Annotated in this window: 24 protein-coding genes; 8 read left to right on the plus strand and 16 right to left on the minus strand. The window is 46.8% G+C overall.

Going from position 1 to position 23,919, the window contains the following annotated elements; all coding sequences use genetic code 11:
* Nucleotides 1–62 precede the first annotated feature (62 nt).
* Nucleotides 63–593 (plus strand): DUF2937 family protein, encoded by a 531-nt coding sequence (locus tag CWI82_RS06255; protein WP_092854853.1) that lies wholly within the window; start codon nucleotides 63–65, stop codon nucleotides 591–593.
* On the opposite strand, the gene CWI82_RS06260 is transcribed toward CWI82_RS06255, so the two are convergent.
* The 5 genes from CWI82_RS06260 to CWI82_RS06280 form a co-directional block, all read right to left on the minus strand.
* Entirely contained in the window at nucleotides 590–931 is a 342-nt protein-coding gene (locus tag CWI82_RS06260; protein ID WP_130202941.1) for a hypothetical protein, read from the minus strand. The two genes, CWI82_RS06255 and CWI82_RS06260, sit on opposite strands and share 4 nt — an antisense overlap.
* Before the next feature lie 52 nt (nucleotides 932–983).
* A complete protein-coding gene (locus CWI82_RS06265) occupies nucleotides 984–1,502 on the minus strand; it encodes a YgjV family protein (protein WP_130202942.1) in 519 nt (172 codons plus the stop codon).
* 66 nt (nucleotides 1,503–1,568) lie between these two features.
* The gene (locus CWI82_RS06270) at nucleotides 1,569–3,236 is read right to left on the minus strand and encodes a M28 family metallopeptidase (RefSeq protein WP_130202943.1); all 1,668 of its coding nucleotides are present in this window, start codon (nucleotides 3,234–3,236) and stop codon (nucleotides 1,569–1,571) included.
* Between the two features lie 13 nt (nucleotides 3,237–3,249).
* The gene (locus CWI82_RS06275; RefSeq protein ID WP_130202944.1) at nucleotides 3,250–3,702 is read right to left on the minus strand and encodes a DUF192 domain-containing protein; all 453 of its coding nucleotides are present in this window, start codon (nucleotides 3,700–3,702) and stop codon (nucleotides 3,250–3,252) included.
* A gap of 123 nt (nucleotides 3,703–3,825) precedes the next feature.
* Nucleotides 3,826–4,785 carry a DUF4382 domain-containing protein gene (locus tag CWI82_RS06280; protein WP_130202945.1) on the minus strand — a complete coding sequence of 320 codons (960 nt, stop codon included), beginning with the start codon at nucleotides 4,783–4,785 and terminating at the stop codon, nucleotides 3,826–3,828.
* Between the two features lie 206 nt (nucleotides 4,786–4,991).
* Between CWI82_RS06280 and CWI82_RS06285 the strand changes: the two genes are divergently transcribed.
* Together CWI82_RS06285 and CWI82_RS06290 are read left to right on the plus strand one after the other, a co-directional pair.
* Nucleotides 4,992–5,921 carry a gluconeogenesis factor YvcK family protein gene (locus tag CWI82_RS06285; protein ID WP_130202946.1) on the plus strand — a complete coding sequence of 310 codons (930 nt, stop codon included), beginning with the start codon at nucleotides 4,992–4,994 and terminating at the stop codon, nucleotides 5,919–5,921.
* A gap of 9 nt (nucleotides 5,922–5,930) precedes the next feature.
* Nucleotides 5,931–8,588, plus strand: coding sequence for a M14 family metallopeptidase (locus CWI82_RS06290; RefSeq protein ID WP_130202947.1), 2,658 nt, complete (start codon nucleotides 5,931–5,933; stop codon nucleotides 8,586–8,588).
* On the opposite strand, the gene dcd is transcribed toward CWI82_RS06290, so the two are convergent.
* Complete coding sequence (gene dcd, locus CWI82_RS06295) at nucleotides 8,589–9,179, minus strand: dCTP deaminase (protein ID WP_130202948.1); 591 nt, start codon at nucleotides 9,177–9,179, stop codon at nucleotides 8,589–8,591.
* Nucleotides 9,180–9,201: 22 nt separating this feature from the next.
* Nucleotides 9,202–10,266 carry an iron-sulfur cluster carrier protein ApbC gene (apbC, locus tag CWI82_RS06300; protein ID WP_130202949.1) on the minus strand — a complete coding sequence of 355 codons (1,065 nt, stop codon included), beginning with the start codon at nucleotides 10,264–10,266 and terminating at the stop codon, nucleotides 9,202–9,204.
* 116 nt (nucleotides 10,267–10,382) lie between these two features.
* On the opposite strand from apbC, the gene metG reads away from it, so the two are divergent.
* The 4 genes from metG to msrB all read left to right on the plus strand — a co-directional run bounded on the left by metG (nucleotide 10,383) and on the right by msrB (nucleotide 14,506).
* Nucleotides 10,383–12,416, plus strand: a complete 2,034-nt coding sequence (gene metG, locus CWI82_RS06305; protein WP_130202950.1) for a methionine--tRNA ligase — start codon at nucleotides 10,383–10,385, stop codon at nucleotides 12,414–12,416.
* Nucleotides 12,416–13,606, plus strand: coding sequence for a class I SAM-dependent rRNA methyltransferase (locus CWI82_RS06310; RefSeq protein ID WP_130202951.1), 1,191 nt, complete (start codon nucleotides 12,416–12,418; stop codon nucleotides 13,604–13,606). The genes metG and CWI82_RS06310 overlap by 1 nt, the downstream gene beginning before the upstream one ends.
* 79 nt (nucleotides 13,607–13,685) lie before the next feature.
* Nucleotides 13,686–14,057: a histidine triad nucleotide-binding protein gene (locus CWI82_RS06315; protein ID WP_092854833.1), complete on the plus strand. Its 372-nt coding sequence runs from the start codon at nucleotides 13,686–13,688 to the stop codon at nucleotides 14,055–14,057.
* A gap of 5 nt (nucleotides 14,058–14,062) precedes the next feature.
* On the plus strand, nucleotides 14,063–14,506 hold the full coding sequence (gene msrB / locus CWI82_RS06320) for a peptide-methionine (R)-S-oxide reductase MsrB (protein ID WP_130202952.1): 444 nt from the start codon (nucleotides 14,063–14,065) through the stop codon (nucleotides 14,504–14,506).
* A gap of 16 nt (nucleotides 14,507–14,522) precedes the next feature.
* On the opposite strand, the gene ggt is transcribed toward msrB, so the two are convergent.
* Nucleotides 14,523–16,271 (minus strand): gamma-glutamyltransferase, encoded by a 1,749-nt coding sequence (gene ggt, locus CWI82_RS06325; protein ID WP_130202953.1) that lies wholly within the window; start codon nucleotides 16,269–16,271, stop codon nucleotides 14,523–14,525.
* Between the two features lie 111 nt (nucleotides 16,272–16,382).
* Between ggt and CWI82_RS06330 the strand changes: the two genes are divergently transcribed.
* Complete coding sequence (locus tag CWI82_RS06330; RefSeq protein WP_130202954.1) at nucleotides 16,383–16,979, plus strand: rhomboid family intramembrane serine protease; 597 nt, start codon at nucleotides 16,383–16,385, stop codon at nucleotides 16,977–16,979.
* 87 nt (nucleotides 16,980–17,066) lie between these two features.
* Here CWI82_RS06330 and CWI82_RS06335 read toward each other — a convergent pair whose 3' ends face one another.
* From CWI82_RS06335 to aroA, 8 genes are all read right to left on the minus strand, one after another.
* Nucleotides 17,067–17,369 (minus strand): ComEA family DNA-binding protein, encoded by a 303-nt coding sequence (locus CWI82_RS06335; RefSeq protein ID WP_092854825.1) that lies wholly within the window; start codon nucleotides 17,367–17,369, stop codon nucleotides 17,067–17,069.
* 131 nt (nucleotides 17,370–17,500) lie between these two features.
* A complete protein-coding gene (gene pyrF, locus CWI82_RS06340; RefSeq protein ID WP_092854823.1) occupies nucleotides 17,501–18,199 on the minus strand; it encodes an orotidine-5'-phosphate decarboxylase in 699 nt (232 codons plus the stop codon).
* On the minus strand, nucleotides 18,200–19,357 hold the full coding sequence (gene lapB, locus CWI82_RS06345; protein ID WP_130202955.1) for a lipopolysaccharide assembly protein LapB: 1,158 nt from the start codon (nucleotides 19,355–19,357) through the stop codon (nucleotides 18,200–18,202). It abuts the gene before it with no gap.
* On the minus strand, nucleotides 19,357–19,617 hold the full coding sequence (locus CWI82_RS06350) for a lipopolysaccharide assembly protein LapA domain-containing protein (protein ID WP_165383888.1): 261 nt from the start codon (nucleotides 19,615–19,617) through the stop codon (nucleotides 19,357–19,359). Before CWI82_RS06350 ends, lapB begins: the two co-directional genes overlap by 1 nt.
* A 76-nt stretch (nucleotides 19,618–19,693) precedes the next feature.
* Entirely contained in the window at nucleotides 19,694–19,978 is a 285-nt protein-coding gene (locus CWI82_RS06355) for an integration host factor subunit beta (protein WP_092854817.1), read from the minus strand.
* 52 nt (nucleotides 19,979–20,030) lie between these two features.
* Nucleotides 20,031–21,707, minus strand: coding sequence for a 30S ribosomal protein S1 (rpsA, locus tag CWI82_RS06360; RefSeq protein WP_092854815.1), 1,677 nt, complete (start codon nucleotides 21,705–21,707; stop codon nucleotides 20,031–20,033).
* Nucleotides 21,708–21,819: 112 nt separating this feature from the next.
* A complete protein-coding gene (gene cmk / locus CWI82_RS06365) occupies nucleotides 21,820–22,521 on the minus strand; it encodes a (d)CMP kinase (protein WP_130202956.1) in 702 nt (233 codons plus the stop codon).
* 86 nt (nucleotides 22,522–22,607) lie between these two features.
* Nucleotides 22,608–23,915: a 3-phosphoshikimate 1-carboxyvinyltransferase gene (gene aroA, locus CWI82_RS06370; protein WP_092854811.1), complete on the minus strand. Its 1,308-nt coding sequence runs from the start codon at nucleotides 23,913–23,915 to the stop codon at nucleotides 22,608–22,610.
* Nucleotides 23,916–23,919: the final 4 nt, after the last annotated feature.

Raw genomic sequence — 23,919 nt, forward strand, 5'->3', positions numbered from 1 at the left:
CTAGCAGCCATAAATAAGAACGTGCTAAGGTTGAGTGGTGTTTCATCACTCAACCTTTTTTTATGCTGCATCGTTACTTGGTTTTAGCTATCGCACTTATCGCTGTACTCATCGGTGTGCAGGTACCTAATTTTATTACGCAATATCAGCAGCGGCTGGATTCTCAGCTGACTGAAGCAATGGTGTATTACAAAGAGTATCAACGCATCGCTGATAAGTACTTAAATGGCGATATGAATGCGTTAATTCAAATGCATGAGCAAAGTGATAATCCAGTCTTCAAAGACGAAGCAGTGCCAATTCGTGAACTAATTCGGCGCGTGGATTTATATCGTCATGAACAGCAACAATTGCAGCGCGGTTATTTACAGCAGATTTGGTTTGTAGCGACCGAAGCGAACCGTGAAATGGTCGATAATACTTGGCGTACTTATAGCTTTAACGTACCGCTGACGCGCCAAGCAGTGTTTTCCGGCGTTATTGGCGCCCTACTTGCGGTCATTTTATTTGATGGCTGTGTGGGTGGGTGTAAGTTGGCTTATCGCCGCTGGCGACGTAAGCGCCAGCAGCCTCATCAGCAGACAAATCGTTAGCGCCGTTCGTCGCTATCTTTAACTTGATATTCACCTTCGATAACCGAGTCATCCTGCCGGTTTTGTTGTTGTTCGCGCTGTTGTTGATACTGACGCCGCGCTTGCTGCTGCGCCTGCCGGGTTGCTTTGGTGAATTGCCACATCTGTTTCATTTCGCGGCGTTTACGCCACATTAATGGTAACAATAAAATCCAGCCGAACAGCAACATCAGTAAGCCAAGGCTAAGACCAACAACTAAAAGTAAGCCGAACAACAACCAGCTTAGAATCACCACAAACGGATTTGCGCCTGGTTGCGGTTTAATTTTATTTTGCCATTGGCGGATATATATCAGCATGCTCTCGTCACTTTTCTCAAAATGAATTACTTTCTTTAAGACTATATTGGGATCAATTTAGTTCAGACAAGCGTGAACGCCGATAATCTTGTAACAATTTGAGAATAATGCTCGTTAAATTGACGATATTAAACACGGTTCCCGACACACTACCGACCATAATTGCATAGGCCAAACCTAACACTTCAGCCAGTAAAAACCACTGACGGATACGGTGTGGATCGTTGAGAACGATCGAGCCCACAGTGAATATGAGTGACGACGTGTACGCCATTATAAGTGGCACTAATGGTGCATCTGTCGTTAGTTCCCAGGCTAAAAATATGAAATTAACAAGTACAAAGCCCCATAGCACAATGGGTCCGCGCCAACGCAATGCAATAACATTACGTACAACAGCAATTGCCGTGACCACGCAGCCCGCAATAGCACCGAGCATAAAAAAATGTAACGATAGAGCCCCAAGTGCACAGGCGCTGACTATACGGTAACGGTTCGCCGTACCCTGTCGGTAAGCGATAAAATTTGCAATCAGTGCGAATAAACCAAATAGCTCTGCAATAGAAATCACAATTCACCATTAAAAAACGGTAATGAGAGCAGTTGTTGCCTCATTACCGTTTATATTCAAACAAAATTACTGACGTTCGCTTGCACTCGCATCGCGGATGCCACGGAATTCATTACCAGCATACCAATTCGGCCAATCGCCACTATTCGCGAGCTCTTGTCCAACCCAGTAATATAACCAGAGGTCTTGCTGAACACCGCGCAGATCCCATTCTGGATCAAATTCATCAGCAGGTTTGTGATAAGCAACTTGCACATACTCAGCACGTTTTTGCTTACCGTATTCTTCGCCAAATTCAACGTGATCATTGCCACCTTTTGCATACAACATCGGTACACCACGTTTGGCTAGGTTGAAGTGATCTGAACGATAAAATGAACCCGCTTCAGGTGTTGGCTCTGGCGCAATATAACGATCTTGTTGTTCAACATACTTGGCTAAGTACTCTTCCATTTCGGAGTTACCATGACCAACAACCACCATGTCACGCATCGGACCATAGACATTCAGCACGTCGGTATTAATACCACCAACTGCTTTACTCAATGGCAACATAGGGTTATCCGCATACCAATCTGAACCCAGCAAACCACGCTCTTCAGCGGTAACCAAAACAAATACGACTGAGCGCTCTGGTTGCGGTTGGCTGGCAAAAAACTCGGCTAACGCCATAACTCCAGCGGTACCGCTAGCATTATCTTGCGCGCCATTATAAATACCATCATCCGGATTAATTGGGTCAACACCCATATGATCCCAATGCGCCATATAAATCACGTGTTCTTCTGGCTTCGATTTACCTTCAATATAGCCAATTAAGTTTGGTGAGTTTAAGTAATCGAACTTAGTCGCTACGCTAATTGACATGCTGGTATCAAGTGATACCGGTTTGAAATCAGCTTGTTGCGCTGCTTTGCGCATTTCTTCGTAGCTACTACCTAAACGGGCGAACAACGTATCAGCGCTTTCCTGCGTCATCCATCCCTCAATCGCAACACGATCCATGTTTTTATTCTCGCGTGCCAAATCAAAACGCATTGGTGAGCCGCCCGCGACCACACCCCAGCCATATCCTGCCGGACCAGTTTCATGGATCACAATTGCGCCCGCAGCGCCTTGGCGTGCTGCTTCTTCAAATTTATAGGTCCAACGACCATAATAGGTCATCGCTTTACCATTAAATACTTCCGGGTCGAGGGTGTCATAGCCAGGGTCGTTAACGAGCATGACAACAGTTTTGCCTTCAACATCTAACCCTTCGTAATCGCTCCAACCAAACTCAGGAGCAACAATGCCATAACCGACAAACACCATTTCGCTGTCAGTTAGTTCAATGTTCTCTTGAACGCGCGGACTCCATGCCATCATCTCGGTACGATATTCAAAGGCTTCCAAGTCATCAGCACTAAAACTCATTGGCGATACTTGTGTTGGCAACATCCGCACTAATGGCACCTGTTGTTGATAGGTATTATTTTCTGCGTCATAAGGTTTTAATCCCCACTCGCGAAATTTCCCTTCAACAAACGCAACAGTTTTCTTCTCGCCTTCAGATGCTGGTGCGCGACCTTCAAATTCATCAGAGCTGAGAGTTTGCAAATAGCTACTGTAGTTTTCGTTAAAACTATAAGGGTCTACACTCGCATGAGGTTGTTCGGGTGTACTGACCTGCTCTGCTGGACTACATGCAGCAAGCACAAGCCCAGCGGCAGCAAGTACCGAAAGGTGTTTCATGTTGTTATTCTCCTTATTGACACTGTTTGAATTTGCGCCCTAAACCAATGTTAAAGCGTTCAAAATAACCTTTGTTTAATTCAATCGCCCCATAATACGGCACGCCGGGGCGATAAGCCGGACAACGGTTCGGATCAATGCTTGGGCATGGCTCCATCGTAATAATAGAGACAATTTTCATGTCGCTGTCTAAATAAGCGATATCTAATGGAATTAACGTATTGTACATCCAAAATCCGGCATTAGCGGGACGCTCTGAAGTATATTTAAACCACATACCCGCATGTTCTGCTAGATTTTCGCGGGTCATTAAACCGCGCGCGCGGCTTTCAAAAGTATCCGCAATTTCCAGTTGTAAGCGATGCGGATGCTCATCAATACACAGCTCGACTGTCTGTGTAGCTGCACTCGCCATTGGCAGCGTCATTGGAATCAATAACGCACCTAACATTAAAGCTTTCTTCATAGTAAACCTTACATTCGGTCAGCAATTGGCTTCTAGTATCGCTTGAATAGCATCAGAAAAAAAGGCAAAAAAAAGCCCCCAATAAAGGAGGCTCAACGGGAGAGATTAAAAGCACAATCTCAATTACTCAATCGTTACTGTGGTAACCGCTTCACCCGCTTCTACCGAAACGTTTTGCGCACTGATGAAGACAAGCTCATCATCAACTTCTGGATCATCAGTAGTATTACAAGTCCATGCAGCAGTGTAATCGCCAGCTGCAACATAGCCTAATTCGAAGTTATATGCTGTGGCGCCATCAAATTGTACTGGCGTGGCAGCGTAAGCTTCCGCTTCTTCGGTACCACCGAAATCAGCCATGCTTTCAAGCATCACATCGGCACCTGAGTACAGATACACAACCGCAACAGGCTCGCTAGTATCGGTTGGCGCTACGGTACATTGGTTCTCAATCAATAACGCTTCCGCTAAGGTGCCCTCAATATGACCCACTTCCATATTATCAACGAGACGCACACCGCGTGGCTTCAAGAAGTAACCAGCTTGACCCACAGGGTTGACCAACGCCTGACGCAAATCAAATTCGATGGTGTACGCAACATTGCTACCGGCATCAAGCGTGAAGCTATCAAACTTCAATTCATTTGACGGCACTGACAATGGAATACGTTCCTCACCTACAAGAACATACGAGCCTTCAGCCATTTCTAGGCGCAATTGACCATAAACGCCGGCAGGAACTTCAACTCCCGACAACAAATCCTCGGATTCTGAGCCGGTGAACTCGAGTAAATTGATACCACGTGTATTTGGAATCACGTTACCGTCAGCATCTAAACAAGCATCGTTCGACTCAATTGTGTTGGTGTCTTCACCAATGGTAAAAGTTTGATTACCTTCGGTGTTGCCTACCAACTCAACGCTATGAAAACAAGCCCAAACCTCGTCGGCAGCATCCACTGGTGCGTCGCTGACGCCCAAGCTAAACATGGCGGTGTTTGAGTCATTCGAATCAGAACCACATGCTGAGAGTAAAGTAGATGCCGCCATAACGGCTGCGAGTGTTGTCAATTTACGATTCATCAACATAAAACACCTCTTGTGTTATGAAAGTTGTTGTAGTTATAGCAAAGGTAATTACTGAGCGCATTTGATTTACCCTGCTTTTACGTTGCTGAAATGAAGTTAACACCACCCGTATTTGTGGCGATTTAGCTTATTTGAAACGTTGATTGTCAGGGAAATAGCGCTTAAAGTAGCGCAGATTACGACAACAACATGAAGCTAACATGAGCCAGCAGCACGCCCAATTAACACCGGTTTCCCCTACCCCGCATACTATTGCGCAATTGCAATGTGTTACCGCGATAGGTGGAGGTCATGGCCTTGGGCGCGTGCTCTCCACTTTATCTTTTTTAGAACGACGCCTGATTGGCATTGTCGCCACCACTGATGATGGTGGCGCGAGCGGTTTATTGCGCCGGCACCATGAGTGCATTGCCTGGGGCGATATCCGCAATTGCTTATCGCAGCTTGCCCAACACCCGCTGGCTGCCGATGTACTCAATTACCGGTTTAGCTCCGATCATGAGTTAAAAGGCCATAACCTCGGTAATTTGATTTTATACACGCTGGATCAGATTAGTGCGCGTCCGCTCGACGGTATTCAGCTGTTAAGCCGACTGCTAAATATCAATACGCGCTTATTACCCATGTCAGAAATGCCGGTCGATTTAGTTGCATCAACTTACGACGGATTGGAATGCTTTGGTGAACTGCATGTCGACGGTCTGCTCCATATGCCCGAAAAACTTGGCTTATCACACCCAGTTAAACCGACTCCCGAAGCGCTTGCTCATATTCGTCGTAGCGATTTAATTATCTTAGGCCCGGGTAGTTTTCTTACTTCGGTGATGCCGCCGTTGCTGGTAGATGAATTTGCGCAAACTATCGCAGAAAGCAAAGCACCTGTTGTTTTTATTGATAATCTGGCAGCAGAACATAGCCCTGCGGGTGAATTATCATTAAGTGAGCGGTTACAGTGGATGACCGAGCAACTTGGTTTTAATCTGGTTGATGCCGTGATTTCGAATCGCCCAGATGAACAACTTCAAGTGCCGGTTTTTGACCATGTTCATTCCGCTCCAGAAGCACCGCAGCGCCATGAACCAAGTTCATTGTTAGCGGCACTAAATGCCGCTGTCACTCACTTTTGTTGAGGAAATACCATGCGTTTTAAGAAACTTTTAGCGGTATCTTGCGTTGCCGCAGCGCTGCAGTTAACGGCTACCGTTAATGCGCAGGAATTAGGTCTGGATGTCAATTACGATCCGGCCGTCCCCACTCTGGACGAACTTCTTGGCTACCCAGCCGGTTCGCGTATTAGCAGTCCTGATGCGATTCAGAGCTACTTTGAGACAATAGCTGAGAAATATCCAACGCAAGTTAAGCTTATTAACTATGGCAAAACGTGGGAAGGCCGTGACTTATTCTTTGTTGCGCTTTCAAATGCCCAAAATATGCAAAACTTTGAGCAATACCAACAAGGTATTCAAAAGTTGAGCGCCGCTGATAAAACCAGTAACACGGAAGCACAACAACTGATTAAGTCATTACCAGCAAGTGTTTGGTTATCTTACGGCGTGCACGGTAACGAAATTTCTTCACCTGAAGCCGCCATGCTGACTGCCTATCATTTATTGGCAGCCACTGATGCAAAAACCAAAAGCTATCTGGATAACACCATCGTGTTTATCGATCCAATGCAAAACCCAGATGGTCGTGCTCGCTTCGTTTCACGTTATTACATGACAACCGGTATCCAACACAGCGCCGATAGAAACTCAGCTGAGCACAACGAGCCTTGGCCAAGCGGCCGTTCGAATCATTACCTATTTGACCTCAACCGCGACTGGTTAGCACTGACGCAACCAGAAATCAGCGGCCAAGTTGATGCTTTATTAGAAAATATGCCGTTAGTGTTTGTTGATTTGCATGAGATGGGCGGTGACACCAGTTATTACTTCACACCAGAAGCAGACCCTTATAATCCATTGATCACGCCAAAGCAGCGTGAAACCCTTTGGGCAATTGGCGAGAATAACGGCCGTTGGTTTGATGAGCGCGGCTATGATTATTTCACTCGTGAAATTTTCGATGCGTTTTACCCAGGCTACGGCGCCAGTTGGCCGCTGTACCACGGTTCGATTTCAATGACCTATGAGATGGCTTCAGCTCGTGGTCATGTATTCAGAACCAAAGATGGTGAGATTTTGACCTATGGTGATGGTGTGCAACGTCATTTTGTCGCCTCAATGTCGACTATCGAGAGCGTTTCTCAGCAACGTGAACAACTCTTGTCGAATTTCTGGAACTATCGCAAACAAGGTATCGCACTGGGTAAAGATAGTAAGCAACGCACCTATTTATTCTCAGGTAAAGATGATGCCGCTGCAGCGCAAAAGCTAGCTGGGTTGTTAACCCGCCACGGCGTTGAGGTTCATCAAGCGCAAGAAAGCTTCAAGGTTTGTGGCGTCGATTACCCAGCAGGTAGCTTCTGGGTCGACTCAGCACAGCCAGCGCATTACATGGTTCGCACTATGCTCGATAAAAATATCGCCATGGATGATGACTTCTTAGCTGAACAAGAACGTCGTCGAGCGAATAACTTGCCGGATGAAATTTATGACGTGACTGCTTGGTCGTTGCCTTTGATGTTTAACATTGACTATCAAACATGTAACCGTGTACCAAGTGCTGACAGCCAAGTTGCATCACGTGATTTGATCAAACCAGGCAAGGTCGTCAACAAAGACGCGAAGGTCGCATTTATTGTGCCTTGGGGTGATATGAATGCGGGACGCTTCCTAACCACTGCCGTTCAAGCAGGTTACACCGTCAAACGCGCTGACATGGCATTTAAACACAAAAATGGAACAACTTATCCTGCCGGAAGCTTGATTCTCACCACAGCGGAAAATCCAGACATCAACGCTGCCGTTGAGCATTTGGCTGAAGCGACTGGCGCCACGATCTATGGTGTCGACAGCAGCTGGGTTACAGAAGGACCAAACTTCGGTTCGAATAATACCCAGCGAATTCACGCACCGAACATTCTCATGCTATGGGATGAACCGGTGTCAAGCCTAAACGCTGGGCACACTCGTTTTGTTATCGAGCAACAATTTGGTTACCCAGTTACAGCTATGCGGGCACAAAATATGGCTCGTGCGGATTTATCGCATTATCAAGTGTTAATTATGCCAGCGGTGTACGGTAATCTCGCCAATAGCCTTGGTGACAGCGGCAAAGCGAATCTAACCGAATGGGTTGAGCGCGGTGGTGTTCTCATTACGCTTGGCAATGCAACGCAATGGGCGGTTGATTCAGAGCTATTGAGTAGTGCTCTGGAGAAAGTCATTACTGAAGATCCGCAAGGTCACGGTAACGAGAAACGAGTCGATGGCATGGTGTTTGAATCAAAAGCCCAACTCATGCACTACATTACGCCTGACTCAGCTGATCCATATTGGACTTCTGGCGTGCTGACTAACCTTGATGTTGACCAAGAGCATTGGTTAAGTGCTGGGGTGAAACCTAATCTGGTGAGCGTCACTGTCGGTAACCAAATCTATCGTCCACTGAGCATCGAAAATGGCCGCAATATTGTCAGCTATTCAGAAGATGTTTTGGCGAGCGGCTATCTGTGGGCTGAAAACCAGAAGCAATTACAGTACAAGCCGTATTTGATGTGGCAACCGCGTCAAAAAGGTATGGTGATTAGCTTCACTCAAGAGCCAACCTATCGCGCTTACTTAGATGGTTTAAATGTACTCTTGTTGAATGCCATCTTCGGTGGTGCCGCACACGCGACACCACTACGTTAATTAAGTGTTCTTATCGGCGCCAATGCGTGAGGCAACGGCGCCACGTTGATCTTTATATTTTGCGTCTTTACGCTTGCTGTAAGGACGCAAACAATCCTGCTCTAATAATTCGAAACTCAACGCGCCAATTTTCATTAATGGCCGCAATGCCAACGGCAGTTTACCGCTATTAAAAAACTCTAATACAACCTGCCCCGACCAACCTGGATCAATCCGGTGTGCGGTGACGTGCACCATGAGGCCTAAGCGCGCCAATGACGAGCGTCCGTCTAACCAGCCAACCATATTTGCAGGGAGCGTTACCGACTCATGGGTCACAGCTAATGCAAATTCGCCTGGATGAATAAAGAACGCTTGATCTGGCGTTAACACAATGGCATCACTCATGACAGAATTAATCGCACGGTCAATTTCTTCGCGAGGCCCGCTGATATCAATAAATGGCGCTGCATGGTCCTGCAAAACACGAAATTCGTTACCTAAGTGGATATCAACTGTAACGCCGCTGATATCTTCCGGAATCGGGCGAGGATCAAGCACAATGCGGCCGTCATTAAGGTATTGTTCAATTTGTCCATCTGTTAAACGCATGCAAAGATTATCCTTTTGATTATTATCGTGTTGCCGGCTGTCGGGTTTGTGCTTGGCGATATAGCTCCACAGCTAATTGGTATGCACTGTTTTTCATCATCACACTCAACTCATGCTCAGGCTGTTCAGCAACCAATGGTTTACCCTCATCAAGTCCCGCGCGAATCCGCGCGTCCAAAGGCCACTGGCCAAGTAACGGGACTTGTTCTCGTTGCGCAACATTGGCGCCGCCATCAGCTCCAAAGATAGCATCGCGATGTCCGCATTGGCTACATTGGTAATAGCTCATATTTTCAATCAAACCAGTAATCGGCACGCCGACTTTACGGAACATGGTGATGCCCTTCTCAGCATCAGCCAATGCAACCGTTTGTGGAGTGGTAACGATTACTGCACCGGTAATGGGAAGCTTTTGCGCGAACGTTAATTGGATATCGCCGGTACCCGGTGGCATATCGACAATTAAATAATCGAGTCGAGGCCATTTGGTATCACGGAACAATTGTTGTAACGCCGCACTCGCCATCGGCCCGCGCCAGATAGCCGCGTCTTTAGTGTCGGTCAGATAACCAAGCGAACTCACCCAAATGCCATGGCGCTGATGCGGGATCATTTTTTGTTGCGCATTAATTTCAAGCTTTTGTTCTTGACCGCCTAACATGGTTGGCAACGATGGCCCGTAAACATCGGCATCGAGAATGCCGACATTTGCACCAAGTTGGTGCAACGCAAGAGCAAGCTGGACACTAACAGATGATTTCCCAACACCACCTTTCCCCGATGAAACGACAATGACATTGCCGAAGGTCATCGGTAATTCCGGCTGTGAGTTTGGGAGTTTGGCTATATTTCGCTGTAATGACCAACTCAATTGACCTAGCTCTGGGTGCTGCTTAAGTGGTTCTAAAATGCTGTTATCAGCCGCAAAAGGCACAGTTAGTTGCGCATGCTGCCCGTCTACCGTAATCCACTCCGGCGGAACCGGTGTTGGCCAGTGCGGCAAACTAACTTGCGCTAAAGCATTACTCAGTTGCTGTTGGGATAGCGAGGATTCTTGATTCTTTGACTTTTTAAAACGACCAAACATTTAGTTCTCCCACAACTCGCATGAACCCGCATGATACGGTGACTTCGGCTGGATTGCCAGCGCTGATTCAGGTACACTTCAAGCCTTTCAGTAACGCAGAATTAATGGAAACATTCATGCCAACAGCAACACGCAAAATTCTGGTCACCAATGCATTACCATATGCCAATGGTCCAATTCATATCGGCCACATGTTGGGTTACATTCAAGCCGACATTTGGGTGCGTTTTCAAAAGCTTCGTGGTCACGAATGCCACTATGTGTGCGCAGATGACGCACACGGCACGCCAATTATGCTCAAAGCGCAACAATTAGGTATTGAGCCAGAGCAGATGATTGCTGAAATGAACGCTGCGCACCAAGCTGATTTTGCGGATTTCCACGTTGCCTTTGATCATTATCATTCCACACACAGTGAGGAAAACCGTGAGCTAGCGGAGCTCATTTATACTCGCCTTCGCGATAATGGTTACATTAAAACAAAGACGATTGAGCAACTTTATGATCCGCAAAAGCAAATGTTCCTGCCGGATCGCTTTGTAAAAGGCGACTGCCCGAAATGCGGTGCTACTGACCAATATGGTGATAACTGCGACGTTTGTGGTGCGACTTACGCACCGACTGAACTGAAAAATCCAAAATCTGCGGTATCTGGAGCGACTCCGGAGCTGCGTCAATCGGAACACTATTTCTTTGATTTGCCAGCGTTTGAAAACATGCTGAAAGAGTGGACGCGTTCCGGTTCACTGCAAGATGAAATGGCAAACAAGCTTAACGAGTGGTTTGAATCAGGCTTACAAATGTGGGACATCAGTCGTGACGCCCCCTACTTCGGCTTCGAAATTCCAGATGCTCCGGGTAAGTACTTTTATGTTTGGCTTGATGCCCCTATTGGCTATATGGGTAGCTTCAAGCACTACTGCAATACCACCGGTAAAGCAGATTTTGATAGCTATTGGCAAGTCGATAGCGATGCTGAGCTGTACCATTTTATCGGTAAAGACATCATTTATTTCCACAGTTTATTCTGGCCATCCATGCTCAAGGGTGCGAACTTCCGTCAACCAACCAACGTTTGGGCGCACGGTTTTATTACCGTGAATGGTACGAAGATGTCGAAATCCAAAGGCACGTTTGTGATGGCGCGTACTTATCTTGATCACTTAGATCCAGATTACTTGCGTTACTATTTTGCCGCTAAACTAACAAATCGTATAGATGACTTAGATTTGAACCTGACTGACTTTGCTCAGCGCGTTAATGCCGATCTGGTTGGTAAAGTTGTAAATATCGCGAGTCGTTGCGCTGGGTTTATCAGTAAGAAATTCGACGGTAAATTAGCAGCGACGATTAGCGACACAAGCTTGCTCGATGAATTCCAAGCAGCTGCTGAAGGCATTGCACAAGCCTATGAAAAGCGTGAATTTTCAAAGGCAATGCGTGACATTATGGCGCTTGCTGATAAAGCCAATTTCTATATTGCTGAAAAAGAACCTTGGCAGTTAATTAAAGACCCAGCGAAAGCTCAAGAAGTGCATGAGATTTGCTCGATTGGGATTAATCTTTTCCGTCTCTTAATGATTTATCTGACGCCGGTTGTGCCAGCATTAGCGGAGCGCGTGCAAGCGTTCTTAAATGATAAATTTGAATGGGCGAGCCACCAAGTTATCTTAAAAGATCACGCCATTACCCCGTTTAAAGCCCTATTACAACGAATTGAAATGGAAAAAGTTGAAGCCATGATTGACGATTCAAAAGCACAAAACGAAGCTAATGCAACAGCGACGAAGAGCAACGGCGAGTTGGACAGCGATCCGATTAGCGCAGAAATCAATTATGACGACTTTGCTAAAGTTGACCTGCGTGTTGCTTTAATTGCTAAAGCAGAACACGTTGAAGGCGCCGATAAGCTATTAAAATTAACACTCGATTTAGGTGGTGAGACACGTCAAGTTTTTGCTGGAATTAAGTCAGCCTATGCGCCGGAAAAACTGATTGGTCAACATACCGTGATGGTGGCAAATTTAGCACCGCGTAAAATGCGTTTTGGTATGTCAGAAGGTATGGTGCTCGCTGCAGGCCCAGGTGGCGAAGAACTCTTCATCCTCAATCCTCATGATGGCGCGAAGCCTGGGATGCGTGTGAAATAATGGTGGCAACTGTACACCTGCTGGCAGGTAAGGAAAAATCATTACGCCGTTTACATCCATGGGTATTCAGCGGCGCTATTGCGCGGGTAAAAGGCACACCCAAAGCAGGTGAAACCGTGTCATTACACAGCGCCGATGGCGATTGGCTTGGTTATGCTGCATGGTCACCGCAATCGCAAATTCGTGCACGCGTTTGGAGTTTTCAGCAGAACGAAGTGATTAATGCCGACTTCTTTAAAGCGCGCATTGCCGCGGCAAAGCATTTACGTGACGGTTTAAGCATTCGTAGTAATGCTTTTCGCTTAGTTGCTGCTGAGGCCGATCAATTACCCGGCATCACGATTGATAAATATGATAACTGGCTGGTTTGTCAGCTCTTAAGCACCGGCGCCGATTTTTGGCGTGATGCCATTGTTAATGCACTCCGCGAGTTGTTTCCTGAGTGCAATATCTTTGAACGCTCAGATGTCGATGTACGACAAAAAGAAGGCTTGGCACCTATCGTACAGCTGCTTTATAGCCATGATGGCGAATTGCCACCAGAGACAGTTTGGATAGAAGAAAACGGCCTTGAACTCGGGGTTGATATCCAAACGGGTCACAAAACCGGTTATTACCTTGATCAACGAGATAGTCGCGCAGCAATTCAGAAATACGTTACTGGTAAGCGTGTCTTGAATGCGTTTAGTTATACTGGCGGCTTTGGTCTTTATGCCGCTGCTGCGGGCGCGGCCGAAGTTGTGAATCTTGATGTTTCGGCTCCAGCGCTCGAACAAGCAGTCAGAAACCACCAACGAAACGAGTTGAAAACCGATACACTCACGAATCAACAAGAAGATGTCTTTGAAGCGTTACGCAAGTTTTATCAAAGTGGCGAGCGTTTCGATGTGATCGTGCTCGATCCACCAAAGTTTGTTGATAGTAAAGCAAACCTCATGCGTGCATGTCGCGGTTATAAAGACATTAATCGTTTGGCTTGTATGATTTTGAAACCAGGTGGTACTCTCCTGACATTTTCGTGTTCAGGGTTACTCTCAGGCGATTTATTCCAAAAGGTGGTTGCTGATGCCGCACTGGATGCAAAACGGCCTCTGCATATAATTGAGCGTTTATATCAAGGCGCTGATCACCCAGTACGGACAAACTTTCCAGAATCATTGTATTTAAAGGGATTGGTACTTCGCGGTTGAGTTCGTTACTATAAGTTTAAATAACGAGTTATGAAAGAAACGGCTTATTTATTCATTCGATGAAGTTGAGGTGGATGGCATGAGTACAACTATTTTTGACAAGATTATTGCCAAGGAAATACCTGCAGAAATTGTCTACGAAGACGAGCTCAGTTTGGCCTTCAAAGATATTAATCCGCAAGCCCCAGTGCACGTGTTAATTATTCCCAAAAAGCAAATTGCCACCATTAACGATATTGAAGAATCAGACCGTGAGTTAGTTGGGCATCTATATGTGGTTGCTGCGCGTTTAGCACAGCAGTTTGGCTTTGCGAAAGACGGTTATCGCGTGGTAATGAACTGCAACGAAGATGGCGGTCAATCGGTTTATCATATTCACTTGCATTTGCTTGCAGGCGTGACAATGGGCTGGCCGCCTTTTGCCAATAATCGTCCCAAACAAGTTGGCTAAATAGTATGGGATCGTCAAACAAACCATCACCAGAAGAGCTTAAGCAGCGCCTTTCTGAGATGCAGTACTACGTGACGCAAGAAGATGGCACCGAACCGCCCTTTCAGAATGCGTATTGGAATGAAAAGCGCCGCGGTATATACGTTGATATTGTCAGCGGCGAACCACTCTACTCCTCAGCAGATAAATTCGACTCGAGCTGCGGCTGGCCAAGCTTCACAAAAACCATTACTGAACAGGCGGTTACCGAACATCAGGATTTAAAGTTCGGTATGGTTCGCACCGAAATCAGAAGTGCTCATGCTGACTCTCACTTGGGCCATGTCTTCAACGACGGACCTTTACCGCTCGGTACACGGCACTGCGTTAACTCCGCTGCGGTGGAATTCATTCCAGTGGAAGAAATGGAAGAGCGCGGATACGGCGACTGGGTAAAATTTATTACCTAGTCACCGTTGTTCACAATTAATGCCCTACTGCAATACCCTCACGACGTGGATCTGCGCCTCCATAAAGGGTCCCGTCGCTCAACAAACTAATGCCATGTAAGCCACTATTTAAGTCTTGAACTTTCACTTCATGACCGCGTTGACGCAATGTATCTGCCAGTTGCTCGATGGCTGTGCCCCGTTCTAAACTCGTCACACCGTTCAGGTTTGTCACATGTGGCAGATCGATAGCGGCTTGCATATCAAGATTCCAATCCAGCAAACCGACAAGCGTTTGTGCAACATAATTAATAATACGTGCACCACCTGGCGAACCAACCGCATGGATAGGCTCTCCAGCGGCATTGAAAATCATCATTGGTGACATTGAACTACGCGGACGTTTGCCGGCTTCAACACGGTTAGCAACCAGTTCTCCGTTCACCTCAGGGACGATTGAGAAGTCGGTTAATTGGTTATTCAATAAGAAGCCCGCAGCCATCACACCTGAGCCAAAGCCCATTTCGATACTGGAAGTCATCGAAAATACGTTACCTTCAGCATCGACAATAGTTACATGCGTGGTATTTGGGAATTCCGGCGATTGATCGTTCGCATAACTATATTGAGAAAATACGCCAGCTTGCGCTTTACCCATATCACGAGTCTGGATCAGTGCTGCCCGTTCACGCAGATAATTTTTGTTTAATAGTTCGGTTACTGGTACATCAACAAAGTCGCTATCTGCAATGTAACGATTACGATCGGCGAACGCTAACCGCGAAGCTTGAGTGAAATGATGAACGGCATTTTCTGAATTAACTTCCCACTCGTTGACTGGAAAGTTCTCGAGAATTCCTAATATTTGTAATACCGTAAGGCCACCGGAACTTGGTGGTCCCATACCACACACTTCATAAACCCGATATTCAGCACACACTGGCTCGCGAATGATTGCGTCATAACTTGCGAGATCATCCAATGTTAGCTTGCCGGGATTAATGCTCGAGTTTTGTACTGCTGACACAATCTCCTTCGCAATATCGCCGCGATAAAAAGCATCAGCACCTTGCTCAGCAATCACTTTTAACGTTTGCGCGTACTCTCGGTTTTGCTTAAGTGAACCTGCTTGTAACGCTTGTCCATTTGGGTAGAAATAGGCATTGCCTGGTGCCATTTCTAATAAACCTGGACTGAGCTTTAATTCCAGTAATTTTTGTAACCGTTCACCAACCACAAAGCCCTGCTCTGCACGATCGATAGTTTCTGCAAATAACTCAGACCAAGCTAAGTTGCCCCAGCGTTGATGCGCCATTTCCAAGCCACGTAATATCCCCGGTGTTCCGACCGAGCGCCCGCCCGTCACCGCATCCATAAATTGTTTCGGTGGTTTACCTTGAGCATCTAAAAATAGCTCTGGTGTCGCAGCAAGTGGCGCCGTTTCACGCGCATCAATCGTATAAAGCTTTTGCTCGTCGGCATCCCAATAAAGCATAAAGCCACCACCACCAAGGCCAGATGATTGGGGCTCAGTTAAAGTCAGCATCGCTTGCACGGCTACCGCGGCATCAATCGCACTGCCACCTGCAGCTAACACGGTTTCACCTGCTTTCGCAGCGGCCGGGGTGGCGGCTGCGACCATATAGTTCGAAGCACTCACGCCTGATTTTTCAACAAATCCAGTCGAAGCTTCGGGGTCAAGGGCGGTGGTTTTGTCGACGTTAGTCGGGGCAACATCGCTACACGCTGAAATAGCGACGGCAGCGAACAACATCAAATAGCGCATGGTTATTATCCTAATTAAGCGAAATCTCGGCTGCTTTCGGTTTACAGCCACGCGAATAACAACTTATCATACGGGTTCAAACCGTTCAGAACAATCATAAAAAGGTCGCATATGTCGGAGCGAATTCAAGTTATCATTTGCGCAACAATTATTGCCGTCATTGCCATCTGGTTGCCGTTTTATCAAGCTGAAACGAGTTCGCTTCTCGACCAATATGACTATTATGCTCAGGTTATTTGGCAAGAACCATGGCGCTTTTTTACGGCCCATATATTCCACCTTGACACGACTCATGCGGTTACCAATGCTATCGCTTTGGTTATCGTGACGGTTTTCTTTGCGCACCACTACACCGTGCGCACTTGGTTCAACGCCGTGATTGTTATTATGGTTATTTGTACCACGGTTGTATGGCTACTTGGCACACCCGAGCGTTTTGTTGGTTTATCCGCACTTATCCATGGTTTATTGCTTACGAGCTTATTACTTGAATGGTCGCAACAGAATTACGCTCGAACCGACTGGTTGTCGCCGCTTGTTATTGGTTTACTCGTATTGAAGGTTTTACTAGAAATGATGGGGGCAATGCACAGTGCAATATTACTTAGTGCCGGCAGCGACTATGGTTATATACATCTAGCTGGGCTTGCGGGCGGCATTATCGCGTGGCGCCTTCACCGAAAGCGTTTGGCCTCGCTCACCGCGTAACCGAGACCACCCGCTAACCATTAATATCTAATAGCTAATATCTAATAGCTAATATCTAATAGCTAATATCTAATATCGCTCTTGCTCTTAAAGCACAATGCGATCTTTATTCAGCTCCAGCATACGCGGCCCAATGCCTTTCACCTGCATCAACTGATTAATATCACTAAATTGCCCCAATTCTTCACGAAGTTTGACGATATCTTTAGCCCGCTTAATACCTACGCCCGTCAATGCATAGGCTAATTGCTCTGCATCGGCCGTATTAATATTAATTGAAGCGCTCTGGCTTGCTGCTTGCAGAGGCGCCACAACCGGAGCTGCATGCAATGGTGAGAGCATCACCAGAGGCGCAAGCATTGATGTGAAAATCAGTGTTTTCCGTAACATAAACTCTCCTCAGTAATTTAAGTTCATTGGCACCCGTGTTTACCGGTACCTAAAGCATCCCCAGAGCGCGTCTGGGGACATATGAGAGAGTTTAGAAGGAGTCGCTAACGAGCGCGACGAATTAAAGCGGATTAAGCTGTCAGCGATAACTGTATTTGCTTTAATGCGGCCACCGGATCCGTCGCTTGCGTAATTGGACGACCAATGACTAACACCTCAATGCCCAAAGCGGCGGCTTCCGGCGGGGTCATGATGCGACGTTGATCACCTTGTTCGGCTCCCACCGGCCGAATGCCAGGTGTCACTCTCAAGAAGCCTTTTCCGCACGCTGCAGCAATCGCTTCAGCTTCCCATGCTGAACATACAACGCCATCAAGACCTGCTGATTTGGTTAATTGCGCGAGTTTAATCACATGCTCAGCCGGCGAGGTATCAATGCCAACTTCACGTAAATCCTCTGCCGTCATACTGGTTAATACCGTTACGGCAATAACATAGGGACGATTGGGCATATTAGCTACGGCATCACGCGCAGCCTCAAGCATACGCCGCCCGCCGCTTGCATGAACGTTGACCATCCATACACCTAATTCTGCTGCAGCACGAACGGCTTTATTCACTGTCGTCGGAATATCGTGAAACTTAAGATCGAGAAAGACCTTAAAGCCACGTTTAACAAGCTCTCGAACAAAATCAGGCCCGGCACTGGTAAACAGTTCTTTGCCAACTTTGAGACCACACTGCTCTGGTGATAATTGATTAATCAACGGCCATGCTGATTTTGCATCTGCGTAATCTAGAGCGACAAATATGAGTGATTGCTGAGTCATCTATTCTCCATCCAACCCAATAATAGGCTTAATTTCACCCCACGTGCGGCATGACGGACAATGCCAATACAGGGTACTTCCAGAAAAACCACAATGACGGCAACGATATTTCGGCCGCTGTTGCATTTGTTGTTGCACCATTCGTTGCAACATTTTGAGGCTGTCACGTGCCTTACCAACATCGGCAGCTCGGATATGAAAATCCATCAGCTTATGGAAGCCTTTCATGGTCGGATTTTCTAATAAGGTGTTTTGAACAAACTGCTCCGCTGCTTCAACGCCATTTTCACGGGCAATCATTTCTGACAACATCACGGCCGCCGAGGTTGAGTGCGCAGATTTGACGCACTGATGCAAGAATTGAATCAGTCCACCAATATCCTGTAATTCATCAAAACAGGCCTTTATAAGTGGTAACGCTTCGCTGATAAACTCGGCGTCTTCGTCAAGAATCCCAACCAATATCTTTTGTGCTTTACGATATAACCCTTGGTTATACCACATGCGTCCCAATGCAAGAGCTGCACGCACACAATCCGGATCATGCTGGCGCGCCTTTAAATAGTACTTTTCAGTATGCTCCGTTTCGTTTTGACGCTCAGCTAGCTCACAGTACAATTGTGCGACCAACAGTTCCGCACTGCGATCATAACGCATTAACTTCAAAGCGACTTTGATTGCCTTGTCCCATTCATGGGTCGATTCATATAATTCCAGTAAATGTCGCTGGCAGGCTTCACGAAACTGCTTATCGTTGTGCAATGCCAATAACATTTCTTCGGCACGGTCATAAATGCCAGCAGCCAGATAGTCGAGCCCTAACTCGAACATCGCTTGGCGTCTATCTTGCTCGCTAATCGTTGGTCGTGAAGTAAGGTTTTGGTGGATTTTAATTGCCCGATCGAGTTCACCACGACGGCGGAAGAGTTTACCTAGTGCCCAGTGCGTTTCTAGCGTATCGGAATCGACGTCGAGTAATTCTATAAATAGATCAACCGCTTTGTCGGGTTGATCGGAAAGCAATAAGTGCAAACCGGTAACGTATTGACGAGAAAACTGTTCTTGTTCTTGCCGATTTTCGTTACGAACACTGTTACGCCCCATGAACCAGCCATAGGCAGCAGCAACCGGAAGTAACAGAAACAGTAATTCTAACATTAAGCCGAGCTCTTAGAATTCACCAATTGTTTTTTCAATTTGCGTACATCGCGACGTAGCATCCATTGCGCGCCCAGCATACTTAACAGGCCAATGATGAAGCCTACCGCTAAAAATACCGCAGTTAATGTAGCCACACTGATTTGTTGTTGCGCGACAATAAAATCAACCGCAATCACTTGCTTATTCAACGCACCAAAAGCAACGGCTATCAGGAATAAAACTATTAAAGGAAGGCTAACAAAAATGAATCGAATCATATTCTTTCCTGTCTTGCGCATATAAAAAAACGGCATGCTTACTATAGCATGCCGTTTTCGTTAACTCGACGTTAAATTATCCGAGATTATCAACCCGCTCTCGCAGCTCTTTACCCGGTTTGAAGTGCGGTACATGTTTAGCTTCAAGCTGCACTTTTTCACCGGTTTTCGGATTTCGCCCTTCACGTGGAGCTCGATAATGCAGTGAAAAACTACCGAAGCCACGTATTTCAATACGTCCACCAGAGGCCATATATTGCGCCATCTGTTCGATTAGTTCTTTCACCGCATCTTCAACCTGACGCGGAGAAAGCTCTGGGTACAACTTCGTTAACTGGGTAATCAGTTCCGATTTTGTCATCACATGCTCCTCTACAAATGCGTCAATGCATCAAGCCCACGTTCAGCTTATTTTAGTCGTCGCTCTTAGCCGCTTTGAAGGCTTCAGCCATTGCGTTTGTGAAGTCAGCTTCGTCTTGTTGCTTGTTCACAGACTCAAGAGCTTCTTTCTCTTCAACTTCGTCTTTCGCGCGAATTGACAGGCTCAAGGTACGGTTTTTACGGTCTACGCCCATGAAACGAGCTTCAACTTCGTCGCCTACTTTCAATTCAGTGGTAGCGTCTTCAACGCGATCACGTGAAATGTCAGCTACGCGAATGTAACCTTCAACACTATCAGCTAGCTCAACTTTAGCGCCTTTAGCATCAACTTCGATGACCTTACCTTTAACAATAGCACCTTTTTTGTTAGCTGCTAGGTAATTGTTAAACGGATCTTCTTCAAGTTGTTTGATACCCAAAGAAATACGCTCACGCTCAGCATCAACTTGTAATACCACAGCAGTAACTTCTTCGCCTTTCTTGAAGTCACGAACCGCTTCTTCACCAGTTGCGTTCCAGCTAATGTCTGACAAGTGAACCAAACCGTCGATGCCGCCATCAAGACCGATGAAGATACCGAAGTCAGTGATTGACTTGATCTTGCCTGATACTTTATCGCCCTTGTTGAAGTTCTTCGCGAACTCTTCCCATGGGTTAGCTTTACACTGTTTCAGGCCAAGTGAAATACGACGACGTTCTTCGTCGATTTCGAGAACCATAACTTCAACAACGTCATCCAAGTTAACAACTTTAGAAGGATGTACGTTCTTGTTGGTCCAATCCATTTCAGAAACGTGAACCAAACCTTCAACGCCTTCTTCGATTTCAACGAAGCAACCGTAGTCAGTTAAGTTGGTTACGCGACCAGTCAAACGATGACCTTCTGGGTAACGTGCTGCGATATCAGCCCATGGATCAGCACCCAACTGCTTCAGACCCAACGATACGCGAGTACGGTCACGATCAAACTTCAATACTTTCACGTTGATTTCGTCACCAACGTTCACAACTTCGCTTGGGTGCTTCACGCGTTTCCAAGCCATGTCGGTGATGTGCAACAAGCCGTCTACGCCGCCTAAGTCTACGAATGCGCCGTAATCAGTCAGGTTCTTAACGATACCTTTAACTTCTTGGCCTTCTTGTAGGTTCTCAAGCAACTCATCGCGCTCTGCACTGTTCTCAGTTTCAATAACCGCACGACGTGAAACAACAACGTTGTTGCGCTTCTGGTCAAGCTTGATAACTTTGAACTCTAATTCTTTGTTTTCGAGGTGCGTGGTTTCACGAACCGGACGAACGTCTACCAATGAACCTGGCAAGAACGCACGTACGCCACCCAAATCAACTGTGAAGCCGCCTTTAACTTTACCGCTGATTAAGCCAGTAACAGTTTCTTGGTCTTCGTATGCTTTCTCAAGCTGCAACCAAGCTTCGTAGCGCTTCGCTTTCTCGCGAGACAGGATAGTTTCACCAAACCCGTCTTCAACCGCGTCCAGAGCAACGTCGATTTCGTCGCCGACTTGAACTTCAACAACGCCTTCAGCGTTACGGAATTGTTCAACTGGGATAGCACTTTCAGATTTCAGACCGGCGTCAACAAGAACAACGTCACGGTTGATAGCTACGATGGTGCCTTTAACGATAGAACCTGGGCGAGTTTCAACCTCTTTGAGGCTTTCTTCAAACAGTTGTGCAAAATTTTCTGACATATGTGTTAACTACTTTTAGTTAAGTACGTCCACCAAGCATTCCCGAATGGCGGGGTTGTTAAATTTGATCTGTTAGCTTTCCTTGCTACAGACCCCTAAGCTGGTAGCTCGATTAGCTACCCGTCTCAGATTGAGTTAGTTTGCCGTGGGCAAACTGTAAAATTTGATCAACTACTTCCGTGATGCTCAAATTCGTTGAATCTATAAATAACGAACCCTCAGCAGCACGCAGTGGCGCAACCGAGCGGTAGGTATCCCGATCATCGCGCTCACGAATTTCGGTGATTAATTGGTCGATTTTAGCATCGATTCCCTTTTCCTGCAATTGCTCAAAGCGACGACGAGCGCGCTCTTCAGGGCTCGCCGTTAAAAATATTTTCGCTGCAGCATCAGGAAAAACGACCGTGCCCATATCGCGACCGTCGGCAACTAAGCCTGGCAGTTCTTTAAAAGCCCGTTGGCGGCGTAATAACGCCTCGCGAACACGCGGCAATGCTGCGACTTTTGATGCCATATTGGCGACATCTTGTGTCCGAATCGTCATCGTCACATCTTCGCCTTCCAAGATGATATGGGTCAGCTCTGGATCTTCTTCGACATCAAACTTCACATCCAAAGAACCAGCTAACGCTACCAAGCTTTCTTCATCGTCAGCGGCAAATCCATGATGCAACGCTGCGAGCGCAAGTACGCGGTAAATAGCGCCGCTGTCGAGTAAATGCCAGCCCAGTTGATCGGCAAGAATTCGACTAACGGTTCCTTTACCCGAGCCGCTTGGGCCATCAATCGTGATAACAGGTGTGTTTTTGGTCATGCGATCCTCTACCAAATAAAAGCGCCGCAATTATACGGATCTGGCAGGAAATTGCACCCTAAATTGGTGAACGTTCCATGATATCTCTATGAAGATTGCGTGATCGCACAAAACTCATCAAAGAACGATGGGTAGGTTTTTGAACAACATTTTGGGTCCAGAATGGTCACACCAGTACGACTAAAACCCAACAACGCAAAGCTCATGGCCATGCGATGATCGTTGTAAGTTGCTATCTCGGCGTGATTAATTTCGTCTGGCGGAGTCACCGCAATCGCATCTTCGGTTTCAACCACATGAGCACCAACTTTGCGTAGCTCAGTTGCCATGGCCTCCAGACGATCCGTTTCTTTAATACGCCAGTTTGCGATGTTGCGGATATGAGTGGTGCCGCTTGCAAACAAGGCCAGTGTGGCGAACGTCATGGCAGCATCTGGGATGGCATTAAGATCAGCGTCTAAAGCGCGTAGCTCACCGCGTTTGACAGTAATCGAATGTGCCTCAATTATTACTTCAGCGCCCATATCAGCTAGGTAATCAGCAAATTTAACATCACCTTGAATACTTTCACTGCCGACACCATGCACCGTTAAGGGGCCACCACCAAGCGCTGCTGCGGCAAGCCAATAAGATGCCGCGCTTGCATCACCTTCAACCCAGTATTCACCTGGACTTTGATATGTTTGCTGCCCTGGAATTAAAAATTCCTGCCGACAAATACGATGCACTTCAATGCCGAAGCGCTTTAACATCGCCAGTGTTAACTCAATATACGGCCATGAAACCACGGTACCGGTAAGTTGCAGCACACTGTCCTGTGTTAATAGTGGCAACGCCATCAGCATGGCTGATATATATTGACTCGACGCACTACCATCAATACTGAGCATACCGCCCTGTAGACCGCCCTGCACTTCTATTGGCGGATAGCCCTCGTGCTGTAAGCAGTTGAGTTGTGTGCCGCCAGCGCGCAAGGCATCCACCAATGCCTGCACCGGTCGCTCTTGCATTCGTGCATCACCCGTTAACACACACGCTGTATCGTGCAATGTCGCGCTTAATACGGCAAGTAACGGGCGCATTGCGGTGCCAGCATTACCCAAGTCAAGCACCTGTGGTTGCTTTGGCCAATGGCCGCCACAACCGGTAACAGTCATGGTCGTCTCGCTGTCAGACGCAACATCAATAATAACGCCAAGCTCACTCAATGCTTCAAGCATTCGTTCAGTGTCGTCGCTACGCAATACGTTAGTTAACGTGGTTTTTTGACCGTCCACACAAAGTGCAGCCATCAATAGCGCACGGTTGGCAATACTTTTCGAACCCGGCAGTGTCACGTCGCCGCGACACTGCTGCAAGTTTTTGAGCGTAATTGATGGGGAGCCTGAGGTCATGTAA

The organism is Pseudidiomarina tainanensis (genome assembly GCF_004214835.1).
Taxonomy (GTDB): domain Bacteria; phylum Pseudomonadota; class Gammaproteobacteria; order Enterobacterales; family Alteromonadaceae; genus Pseudidiomarina; species Pseudidiomarina tainanensis.